This is a genomic window from Verrucomicrobiia bacterium, from assembly GCA_026414565.1.
Lineage (GTDB): Bacteria > Verrucomicrobiota > Verrucomicrobiia > Limisphaerales > Fontisphaeraceae > Fontisphaera.
In genome coordinates, this window is sequence record JAOAIT010000055.1 from 1 (window position 1) to 12,387 (window position 12,387).

The following is a 12,387-nucleotide window of genomic DNA, read 5'->3' on the forward strand; positions in this document are numbered from 1 at the left end:
CACCAACGCGTGGGCATGCCGTCCGAATGGCGCTCCCTGGGCCGCGCCCTCTCTTCCGGCCGCCGCGATCTGCCGGTGTTGGCGGCGGACAAGGCGGGCAACTTGTACGCGGCCAGTTTTGGCGGGCGCTGGAATGCGCGCCTGAATGGCCAGTGGGTTGGCGAGCAACGCCTGCCCGCGCCGCGGGGGCACAAGCTGGGTTTCGTGGCGCTTGCCACCACGCCGGACGGCCAGGTCTGGGCTTGTTGGGAAGAGGGCGACCAGGTGAATAATGACCAACTGGCCGGAACGTCGGGCTTGTGGCTGATGCCACTCATCGCCCAGGCTGTGCGGCCGGCCGCCGAGGCCCCCCGTCCGGCCGCGCAGCCTGTCCGCCCCGCCACAATGGCGGTGCCGCGCCAGATTCCGCCCCGGGTCAAGCAATGGGACCGTCTGGAGGTGGCGGTGGACGCCAACCGCAATTACCCGGACCCGTTTCGTGATGTTTCGCTCGATGCCACTTTTACCCGTCCGGATGGCAGCTCGGTGAAGTTCTGGGGGTTTTACGACGGCGGCCAGACGTGGCGACTTCGCTTCATGCCCGACCGCCCGGGCCGGTGGAAGGTGAGCGCCGCTTTTTCTGATGGCGCGCCGGCTTTGCAGGGAGAGTTCGAGTGTGTGGCATCCGACGGCCCGGGGATGATTACCGTACACCAACCCAACCCCGTCTGGTTTGGTTACCGGGACGGGCCGGCGGTGCTGGTGCGGGGCCTGCATGTGGGCGACCGCTTTTTTGCCCGCAACTTTGCTGATCCACAGCGCGAAGCGTTTCTCGATTGGGTGCAGGCGCATGAATACAACCTGCTTTCAGTGGCCAGTCATTACTTGAATCGCAACGCCCCGGGCCGCGGCCGCGGCTGGCAAACGCCCGCGCTCTGGCCCCTGAATCCGGCCGAGTTTGCCTGGCTGGAAACCCAGCTCGAGGCGCTGGCCCGCCGCCGCATCCTGGTGTATCCCTTCGCCGGTTTTTTTGGTCGGGATGCCAATTTCCCCCGCTCGCCCCAGGACCAGGCGCTGTACGTGCGCTACACCTATGCCCGCCTGGGGGCTTACTGGAACCTGTTGTTGAATGTTGCCGGCCCGGAACCATTGCTGCGCGAGCACCCCTACCTGAGCCGCGAGGAGGTCAATCGTCTGGGCGCGCTCATCCAGCAGCATAACGTGTTTGGCAAACCGCTCTCGGTGCACAACCGCACGGGCGATGATGAATTTCGTAATGAACCGTGGCTGACTTACGGCACGCTGCAGGGACCGAAGACCGTCAACCGCGCTCACCTGGCCCGGGGGTTGCTCGAAAGCCATCACCCGGCCAAACCGTTGCTGGCGCAGGAGACGCTGTGGTCCGGCAACACCTATCACATCCAGGGCATCAAGCGGGATTATTCGGATGACGACCTCCGCAAAAACACCTTTGTCATCCATTTTTGCGCCGCCGCGCTGGTTTTTGCCGATAATTCAGGCGATTCCTCCAGCGGGTTTTCCGGCACGCTTGATTTGGCCGCCTGCAAAACGAACCGCCACGCCGCCGTCAAACGCGCCTGGGACCTTTGCGCCGCGCTGCCCTTTGGCAGCCTGAAGCCGCGCCCGGATTTGGTGAAGGGCGCGCATGCCCATTGTTTGGCCGAGCCGGGGCGCCTGTTCCTGGTGTACTTGGAAACCAGCCAGCCGGTCACTGTGCGGGTGGGCGACGGCGCGTGGCGTGCCACATGGATTGACACCCGCCCGCCATATCCGCGCCGGGATGGCGGTGTGATGCGCGATGACCAGCCGGTAACTCCGCCGCCTGGCGGGGATGATTGGGTGTTGCAATTGGAACCGGCGCCGTAAGGACCGGGATGAACTCCAAGGGCTGGAACCTTCTGGCCGCATATTCCGCACTCAGAAGTGACTCCTGGATGGACTTGGCGCGCCCCGCGTCCGCCCGCGTGGCGACAGCGGCCATGACGGCTTCGAGCGGGCGGCCGCGGCAAGGGAGGCAACCTCAGTGGGGCGGCAAAAAGACTTGCCGTGGGGGGGGGGGAATCGGAGAAGGTTTTCCTCAGTTGTGACACCATGAAAAATCCCGCTGGCCGTGGCACTGAAGGCGCTGCCGGGCAGCGGATGTTCCCATAGGGGCGATTTCTTGTCAGCTCCATGAAGAAATGACCTTTAGCAGCTCACTGCCATGAACTTGATCCCATTTCCCCCTCGTTATTTATGGCCGTTCTTCATGCTTTGGGCTGGTTGCGGCACTCTGGCCGCCGCCGTCACCCCGCCCACCGAGGGCCGCCAGCCCGCCCGCTGGCGGGCGGAAACCACCGACTGGCAGGCGGCCACCAATCTGGTCATCGGCGATTGGGGTTTCAATCGCCCCGGTTACCCGGAGGGACTGTACATTCACGGCATCACCCGGCCCGCTGGCGAGCCTGTCACCAATCCGGTGATCTACGACAACGACGTGTATGACGATGTCTTTGACGACGAGCTGGCGTACGTGATGGCCAGCGAGGGCGAGATGAACCTCGTGGCGCTCATCGTCACGCCGGTGCTGACGGATTTCTGGGGCTTTTCCAAACCGGGCTGGATCCAAACCGCGCATGATTCGCGCCGCAACGCCGAATTAAGCGGCTTGCGAATGGAGCGCATCCCGCCGATCACCGTGGGCACCGAGGCGCCCAACGAAAAGGCGGGTGAAAACAAGGATTCGGCGGGCGCGCGGTTGTACGTGCGGCTCATCAACGAGCACTTTGCGCGTGATCCGCAGCGGCCCGTCATCGTCAACATCGGCGGGCAGGGCGCCACGCTGGCCTCGGCGTACGGGCTGGACCCGTCCATCGCGCACAAGTGCATCGTGTATTACACCGATCTGCGGGTTTATAACGGGCATTACCAGTGGGCCTCCAAACTGATCGCCGCTCACTTCCGCGTGGTGAGCTGGGGCGACGACAACTGGTGGATTACCAAGCCGGCGCAGAACCAGTGGCGTGTGCTGCCGCGCCCGGAGAAGGCCGAGGGCCGGGAAAACGACGCCCGCAGCGGCGAGTGGCGACAACTGACGGAACTGCGCGTGCCGCTGCTGGATCATATCGTCAAACAATTCCAGACCCGCGGCGAATATTGTCAGGGCCCCAAAAAAGCTGATGGTTATCTGGACGGCACCTTTTTGCATGCCTGGCTGCCGGGCATTTTCAGTGGCGCGGCGTTGCGGGAGATTCGCGGGGGGCAGGTGTTGCACGTGACCCGGTTCACCGAGGTGAACGAAGCGCGCGTCAAAGCCTTCGCCAACGCCCGTCTGCTCAACGCTCAGGCCTACCGGCGCGCCGCCGACCCAGGCGGCGTGTCATCCTCGGGGATTTCCCCGTCGCCAGCCCGGCAACTGCGGGCCGCGTTGTCCACCAATACGGTGGAGGTCTATGACTTTGTGGAAATCACGCTGCGGCCGGAGCCACCCATCAGCGGCAACCCATTCACCAATGCAGTCGTGGAAGGAGAGTTCATGCCGGCCAAAGGCGGCGCCGCGGTAAAAGTGGACGGCTTCTGCGACAGCCAGGATGGCAGCGTGTATCGCCTCCGCTTCATGCCGTCCCAACCGGGCGAATATCGCTACAAGGTCACGCTGCGCCACGGAGATCAGACGCTGGCGCACGAGGGGGCGTTCAACGCCCGGCGCGCCAATCGCCGTGGCATCCTGCGCGTGGACCCGAAATATCCGAATCATTTCCTCTGGGAAGGCACCGGCGAGCATTACTTTTGGAACGGCACCACCACCTACTACTTGATGGGTTGGCAGGACGACGCGGTCATCCGCCAGGCCATTGACCGCCTGGCCGCCTGCAAGATTAACCGCCTGCGCGTGCTGGTTTATGGCCGCAATGGCGACCGCCCCTGGAACCAGCCGGTCAGGTCCACCGCCGGCTTCAAGCTGTACTTAAATCCCTGGCTCGCCGCGCGGCCGGACGACGTGCAGAATCCCGGCTTCGACCTTGCCCGCTTCAACGTCGAGTATTGGCAGAAGTTTGAACGCATGCTGCGGTACGCCCGCGAGCGGGATGTCATTATCTCGGTGATATTTTTTATCGGTTATCAGGTCCTGCCCACCCCCTTTGCGGCGTACAGCGAGGACGAACAGCGGTACTACCGTTACGGCGTGGCGCGGCTGGCGGCCTTCAGCAATGTGACGTGGGACCTGGGCAATGAGCACGATGCCCATCGCGAAGTGCCCAAGTGGTGCGACTGGCTGGGGCCGCTGGTCAAACAATGGGACCCCTACGATCATCTGTTGTCCGCGCACAACAAGATTTACCGCACGCCCGGCCAGACCTGGAACGACATGCAACTGATCCAGCGCTGGGATGCCGGTCAGAATGCCTTTCTGCTGGGGGAGCGCGCCAGGCAGGCGGCCACCGGCCGCATCATCCCGCAAATCAATGAGGAATACGGCTATGAAGACTTGTGGGAAAAGCAGCCCGGTGAACGCAACGCCGATTCCCGCCGCCGGTGCGCGTGGGAAATTGCCATGGCGGGGTGTTACCAAACCACCGGTGAGACCGCCAACCGCGGCACCGGTTTTCCCCCGGACACCGGCGGCGGCTGGGTCAACGGGCGCGGCGATGACACCATGACCCTGTTGCGCGGCCACGTGCATCTGGTGGACTTTTTTACCGCCTTCGACTGGTGGCGCGCCGAGCCGCGCAATGATTTGGTCCAGCCCCCGGCCTTGTGCTTGGCGGAGACGGGCGAGGTTTATGCGGTGTATCTGCCACGCTCGGCCCGCGTGAAAATCACCCTCCAAGGCCCCCTGAGTTATCGCGCCCGCTGGTTCAATCCCCGCACCGGCGAGTGGCTGAAACAGCCCGATGCCAGCGGGCCGGTCTGGGAGACCCCGGAACCGCCCGGCGAAGGGGACTGGGCGCTGCTGTTGACGCGGTTTGACTGGACCACGCGCGAGTGGAAAAGCTACCTGAATCACGACGGCCTCCAGTTCAACAACAATCGCTGGGCGGGCGAAAAAGGCTCCCTGCGGGTCCGCTTCGGGCCGCCCACGGCCAGTTGGTGGACCACGCACAATGGCAACCGCTGGGATTTTCCGGTGTCGGCCCCGTGGGTGGGAGTGGGCAGCGACTGGGGCAATATCTCCACCAATTCGCCTTTTCCCATCAGGCTGAGCGAGCTGGAAGTGCTGAAAGCCTCTCTCTCGGCGACTGTGCCGTTGGGCAAGACCAACCAAATGTTCAAAATCTATTGGCAGCTTTATTTCTCCGACCAGCCCCAGGGCAAATTCAACCGGGGCGATTTCGCGCCGACGGTCTATGGCGTCAACATCCCCTCCAACCATTGGGGCACCGTGCGCGGCCGCACGGTGGTGGACGGACGGACCTGGCGCTTTGCCGACCAGGGAACCAGCTCCGGCATGGGGCGCTTCATCATCCCGATGTTGGAACCGCCATTGACGCCCGATGACAATGGGGTGGTGGAAATCCGCAACGTGGACATCAAAGCCCTCATTGACTGGTGCATCGCCCAGGGCTTCTACCGCGCTGAAGATTACTGCCTGGTCATCCTCGCCGGTTGGGAAGTCTGGGTGCAGAACGACATCCTGCGCATGAACGACATGGCCTTCACCATCAAACAAAAGAACAAACCGGCGGTGACTATTCCCGCTTGGACCACCATGATGGACCCATGATCCGGAAATATAACCACACCAGAATTCCACACCTGCTGGCCATGACAAAAGCGTGCAACCCCGGCGCCCTCCTCTCTGTGCTCCTGGCCGCCAGCCTGGCGGCAGCGGAGAAACCGCGTTGCGTGGTGGTCAGCGATATGACTCACGACGACGGCAACTCGCTGATCCGCATGTTGTATTACGCCAACGAGCTGGATCTTGAAGCGATCACCATCGCGCCCCAGGAGCCGGACCACCGGTGGAACTCCGACGCCCCTTGGAAAAAAGTGCAGGCGATTTTAGACGCCTACGCCAAAGTCTATGACCGGCTCAAGGCGCACGACCCGGCCTATCCCACCCCCGAATACTTACGCCGCATCACCAAACGCGGCCACGGCGCCCTGCCAATCATCTGGCTGACCAAGGGCCATAAAGTGGACGACTGGATCGGTGAAGGCCGCACGCCCAACGGCCAGCCCAAGGACTCCGAGGCTTCAGACTTTTTGGTCGAAGTGCTGCTGCGCGACAATCCTCGCCCCTTGTACGTCGGTCTGTGGGGCGCGCCTCTGGTTTTTTCGCAGGCGCTGTACTGCCTGCAAAGCCGGCAGCCGGCGGAGCGGGTGGCGCAAATCATGGCCAAAGTGCATGTCTATTCCATCCACTTGCAGGACATCACCATGGATTACTTCTTTGACCTTCCCCGCTGGCAGGCCACGCCGCCGGGCAAAATCCAGGATTTTGCCTGGACGCCGTGGAGCGGCCCCCGCTTTCTTCACCCGCCGGCGCGGCTGCTGGTGGACATCAATCATTTCTGGTTTTACATTGGCGAGTCCCAGGCCATCACGGCGCAGGTGCCCGAGCATGGCCCGCTGGCCGCGCTCTATGACCGCGGCGGCGAAGGGGACACCCCGGCCTTCCTCTTTTTGCTGAGTGCCAATCTGGGCCTGAACGACCCCTGGGATCCCACCCAAGGTTCGTGGGGCGGCCGTTTCACACCGGGCAAAGGTGACGGCCAGCCGTGGCCCAATGTCTTCTCGACCGCGCGCGTGCGCGACCGCGAGCTGAAACGCTGGGCGCCCGACGTGCGCGCCAGTTTCCTGGCCCGTCTCCAGTACACCATCAAACCGCCCGGCGAGGTCAACCACCCGCCCAGAGTGGTGTTGAATGGGGACCGCTCGGCCAAGGTTTTACGGCTGGCGGCCAGGCCCGGGCAAACCTTGACGCTGGATGCCGCCGGCACCGCCGACCCTGACGGCAACGAACTGACCTATAAATGGTGGCACTATCAGGAGACGGGCACCTACTCCAAACCGCTCAAGCTCCCGGAGGCGCATCAGCCGGTGTTGCGCTGGACGGCGCCCGATGACTTGGGCGACCAAACGGTGCATCTCGTGCTCGAGGTGCGCGATAACGGCAGCCCGTCCCTGGTGGCATATCGCCGGGTTATCCTGACCGGCACGCCCGCCCCGTAAGGCGCGCACCCCGCCAGTGCCCGCCCCGCACCCCCGGCCCCCCGCCAATGCGCAACGCCCAGCTCCCCGGCCAGTGCCCCCCAAACCTCACCGGCAGGCGTTTGGTTTCGATGGGCTTGATGACGCCATGTTCACTGGGCTGCGTCGTGGCGGAAAAGTTTTGGGTGAAGAAGCGTGCGGGATTCGCTATACTTCGCGCGTGAATCCATGGAACTAACTGTCAACCGACTACGGGAGAGCACCCTTAAAGCTTACGAGGCGCGTCCGGCACTCCTGCGTGAACATTATGGAATCGAACAGGTGGTACTGGCCGGTGGCTATGGATATCGGCAGGTGATGGAGCTTGTCCAGAATGGAGCTGACGCTGTTTTAGAGGCTTGCGAGCAGGGAAATTCCTTGTCCTCCGGCAATATTGTACAGGTGATCCTTCGCGGCTCACGACTTTACGTTGCCAACACAGGCGCCCCTCTTAGTGAGGAAGGCATCGATGCTCTGATGAGTTCCCATTCTTCCCCCAAGCGTGGCAATCAGATTGGCCGGTTTGGACTCGGCTTCAAGTCATTGCTCCGGCTGGGTGGATGCATAGATTTATTCACCCGTTCCTGTGGGGCTGTGCGATTCGATCCAGAGCGGTGTCGGCGTGAGTTGCGGGAAAGGTTTGGTGTGACCGAAGTCCCGGGGTTGCGGCTGGCATGGTCGCTCGATGAATCAGAGCGGGCTGCTGACCCATTGCTGGCAGACTTGGCCTGGGCCGAAACCATCGTGCGTGCCGAGATCAAGACGGCCGACATGGAGGCCCACTTACGGCAGGAGATCAGTGCCTTCCCGGCGGAGTTTCTGCTCTTTCTGCCCGTCTCCCTGGTTTTAGAGTTGGATGACGGAGAAAAGCCGCCTCGAACAATTTGTGCTAAGCCTAATGGCGTTCGCCGTATTCTTCGCATCGGGGCGGAAGAGTCGCTTTGGCAGGTCGTTTGCCGCGAAGTGGCCATTACCGACGTGCGCGCCCGTGCCGACGCAACCCACATTCACGCCCGCGAGAAAGTTCCGGTGGCTTGGGCTGTGCCGCTGGATGCGAAGCGGGAGGAAGCCGGACGTTTCTGGGCGTTCTTCCCGACGCACACCCCAACTTACTTGCCGGGCATTGTTAATGCGCCGTGGAAGCTGAACAGTGATCGGAATGCGATTATTGGCGGGGAGTGGAACTCGGCGCTAATGTATGAAGCGGCCCGGCTTATTGTGGAGACGTTACCCACACTTTCCACGCCTGAAGATCCGGGGCGGCCTCTGGATGCTTTCCCACGTCAGCTGGCGCGTACGGATGAGGATGCAGCTCCACTGGTCGAGGCAGTCTGGAAGGCATTGGAAAGCGCCGCCGCCGTGCCCAATGCGGCTGGGAAGCTAAGGCCAGCGCTCAAGTTGTGGCGCCATCCACTGGACGATGCCGACATTGCCAACCAGTGGCAGAGGCTCGCCAAGAATGAGCAAAAGACCGAACTGGTTCATCCTTCCTGTTATGAGCGCCAGCGGGGCAGTCGGCTAAATGCCTTGGCGGAGCGGCTGGCCGCGCGCGGAACTCAAACCCCGCACGAACCAGTTCTGCGTAAACAGGCGCCTTCTGCGTGGTTTGCAGCGGTGGCTTCTACTGAGCTGGCCCGGGCAGTCGAGGTTTTAAAGCTCGCCGCAGCCTATGCAGATCACTGCTTGCCCTGGGAATGGAGTTCTCAGGTTCGGCCTACACTAGCAATCATCTTGACGGACCGGGGGAAGCTGGTGACGGCCAACCAGGCGGTGTTCGCCCCGGAAGGCACGCGTGTGCCGGATGGCCGACATCCCGTTGCCCGCGTGTTATGTGAACAGGCCGAGGCGAGGCGGATTATAACCGAGGTGATGAAAGTCAAACCGCTGGACGAAAGCGTGTGGCTTGACGTCCTTCGGGAGGCGTTACGCGGAATCCCCGATTCCCCTGCCGACAGCCAGGACAAAGGATGGTTGGCATTCTGGAACCTACTCAGAAAAGCTCCCCCGGGGGTAGCTCAAGAATTCATCACTGAGAATGGCAGCCAAGTCCAGGTCAGGCGAAACGACGGCCAATGGGTTCCGCAAGATGAAGTGCTGCTTCCAGGGGAACTGGTCAGCGCGGAGGAGAGCTCATCAAATAAGAATGTCCTTGTTGATCCGGCTGTGCACGCTACTGATATCGAGTTGTTGAAACGCTTAGGGGTATCGGACTTTCCAAAGGGGAAGGTTACTGTTCGAGACTGCTTGGCCTTAGACAATTGGCTCCGGCATTGGCGCGCTTACTACCGCCGCCATGTGGATGGACGGGCACGCTGGGATTACCTAAAGCCGTCAAGGTTTGAGTTTCCAAAAGGCTGGCTTTTCCTTCCGAAATTGATCGGCCCAGCTCGAGCAAAGCTGACCGCATACTTTATTGATCAGCTTGGCGGGGGCGAGTTCCCGGAGAGCGTACAATTCGGGCACTCCAGTGTACGAAGCTACCCTGAGATTCACGTTCCGCATCCTTTGCCTTGGTTTTTGCTGCAACACGGGGTAGTGCAAGTGGGCGACTACATAGTATGTCTTGCGGCGATCCTCGCGCGGCGGCATGAGCCTGCACTGGCCAAACTGCCCGTCTGGACGCAACTAAAGCTAGCGCTCGAAAAACACGACGGTGTTGAGCCGCAGGTGCGGGCAACTGAGAAGGAAATTCAGGCGCTGTGGCACGCGTTGATAAAGCTGCTGGCCACGGACGGGGCAGTTGCGGACGACTCGCTGCAAGCTCTTTGGAGCGGTGCGGCAAAGGATGGCATAGTTCCCGAAACGCTCCCTAGTGCGACAGGCGCAATTCCCTTGTCCCAAGTTTTTGTAAGCGGGTCGCCTGACCTTGCTCGTCGCGCTCGCACGAACGGTCGCATCGTGGTCACGCTGGATAATGAAACGCTGCAGCTCTGGTTAAACAAAGGAGCGCAGAACCTGGAAAGCTTAATGTTCCCTGAGTGGACGCAGCAGATCGGCCCGGCAGCGCTGCTTGTTTTCACCGTGCCTGAGCTTGCCGAAGTCATGCAGTCTGAGGTGAAGGATACCGCCCGCTGCCAGCCAGTAGCAGGGCTGAAGCTGAACATCGCTGGCCAGGCCGAGCCTGTGCCATGCCTTATGTGGCAAAATTGCTTGTTCCTCGATTTGGCTGAGCTGTCCAAGTGGTCAAGGGCCGAACGGCTTAGGCACCTGTTAGCCGAGGTTGCACCTGCTGGCTGGTTGATGTACACCCCGGAAGAAGCGTTGCGAATTTTAGGGGATGCACAGGTTGACGCGCTGCGCGCAAGGGTGGCTGGAGGCAACACGCTCGCCGAGCGATTGCTGTTGGCCGTTGGAAACCGGCGCGAACCGCTAGAAAAAGCTCTTGGTGGTTTGGCCGGAATGGAATTCATCCGGCAGTGCCAGCCGCTGCAACTTGCCGAATTGATCCTTGCACAACTCGGTCCGGCCACGCTTGTCACTCTGAAAGACGCATTGAAGGACGAAGGATTGAAACCCCCATCACGGTGGAACTCAGCCGAAGCCCGTGCCTTCGTTGCCAGCATCGGTTTTCCAGAGGAATTCGCCGCTTCAGCTGAAGGGCGACGCGAGCCGGAGGAGATAATCAGTGGACCGATTGATTTGCCGCCTCTCCACGATTTTCAGGAAGAAATCCTGGCTGGCATCAAGACCTTGCTCAAGTCCAATCAAGGTCGTCGCCGCGCCGTGATCAGCCTGCCAACAGGCGGCGGCAAAACACGGGTAACAGTCGAGGCCGCAGTGTTGCTGGTGCTCAAACCCGAAGGGGAACAACGCAGTGTGCTGTGGGTCGCGCAGACAGATGAACTCTGCGAGCAGGCGGTGCAGGCATTTCGACAAGTCTGGATCAATCTCGGAGCGCAGCGGACTAACTTGCGGATCATCCGTTTTTGGGGCGGACACCCAGACCCCGCGGCTTACGAGCCGGGCAAACCAGTCGTCGTAATTGCCTCCATTCAAACCCTGCAAAACCGAATGGGGGGGACCAATTTAGAGTGGCTGCAAAAGCCCGGCCTCGTCGTGGTGGACGAGTGCCACCATGCCATCACACCCAGTTATACAAACCTGCTTCGATGGCTGGATGCAGAAGCTCCACGTTTCGGACAGCCGCCAAAAGAAGAGCCGCCGATTCTGGGCTTGAGCGCGACACCATTTCGAACGGACGATGAGGAAAGCCGGCGCCTCGCCCGCCGTTTCGACCAGCGCTGGCTTCCGCCAGACCAGCAAAACCTGCACCGGAAATTGCTTGTCCAAGGTGTTCTGGCCAAGGTCATAGCAGAACCGCTCGACTCGGGCGTCGCCGTGTCTGAAGACCTTCTCGACGAGTTGATGTCACTGCTTGACAGTGGCGGGGGCCCTGATTTCGAAAGGCAGCTGGAAAATATAAACCAATCCCTCGCCCGAAACGAGCAGCGCAACGAACGCCTTGTCGCACGGATCAAGAGCGCCGAAGAAAAGTCCATCCTTTTCTTCGCCAATTCAGTGCTTCACGCAGAAGAGATGTCCGCCCGCCTGAATCTGGAGCGTATTCCAGCAGCGGCGGTGAGTGGTAAAACAGCGCCCGCGGCCCGGCGTTACTTCCTTGAACGTTACCAACGCGGCGAAATCCGCGTGCTCTGCAATCACACGGTTCTCAGCACCGGCTTTGATGCACCGAAGACCGACATGATCCTTATTGCCCGGCAGGTCTTCAGCCCTGTTCGCTACATGCAGATGGTGGGGCGTGGGCTGCGTGGCCCGAAAAACGGTGGCACGGAAACTTGCCGGATCGTGACCGTCTTGGACAACTTGGGCCGATTCCAAGACCGCCATCCCTACCACTACTGCCAGCGATATTTTTCGACTAATATGTAGTCTCTGTCTCCTGATGCACACCCTGGTGAAATACGCAGAGGAATCTCCCAGGCGTTTATCTGGCGGCTGGCACAAGATGGCCGTTGCATTTGCTCAGTGAGACTGTGCCGGACGTTGGGCTGGCGTTGGCGTCGCTCATTGGCGATCAGTCCTTTACAATGGCCTCAAAGCTAATGATTGCGTGTTGCGCCTGATGCGCTCGGAGGCCGTGCCAGCCGGATTCATCAGCATTGTCTTGGGCCAGTTGCAAGCGGCAGGAGGGAGGGTGTTCAGGCGGGCGGCGGGAGGGGAAGGTGGGGGGTGTGGACCTCGTATGGGGTGATT

Annotated in this window: 4 protein-coding genes; all 4 read left to right on the top strand. The window is 61.3% G+C overall.

Annotation, left to right across the window (positions count from 1 at the left end):
* Positions 1-1,866 (top strand): DUF5060 domain-containing protein (locus N3J91_12815; protein ID MCX8157305.1); only part of this gene is annotated, 1,866 nt, incomplete at its 5' end.
* 337 nt (positions 1,867-2,203) lie between these two features.
* Positions 2,204-5,704 (top strand): DUF5060 domain-containing protein, encoded by a 3,501-nt coding sequence (locus N3J91_12820; protein MCX8157306.1) that lies wholly within the window; start codon positions 2,204-2,206, stop codon positions 5,702-5,704.
* A 41-nt stretch (positions 5,705-5,745) separates the two neighbouring features.
* On the top strand, positions 5,746-7,155 hold the full coding sequence (locus N3J91_12825; protein MCX8157307.1) for a DUF1593 domain-containing protein: 1,410 nt from the start codon (positions 5,746-5,748) through the stop codon (positions 7,153-7,155).
* A gap of 207 nt (positions 7,156-7,362) precedes the next feature.
* On the top strand, positions 7,363-12,063 hold the full coding sequence (locus N3J91_12830; GenBank protein ID MCX8157308.1) for a DEAD/DEAH box helicase: 4,701 nt from the start codon (positions 7,363-7,365) through the stop codon (positions 12,061-12,063).
* Positions 12,064-12,387 lie beyond the last annotated feature (324 nt).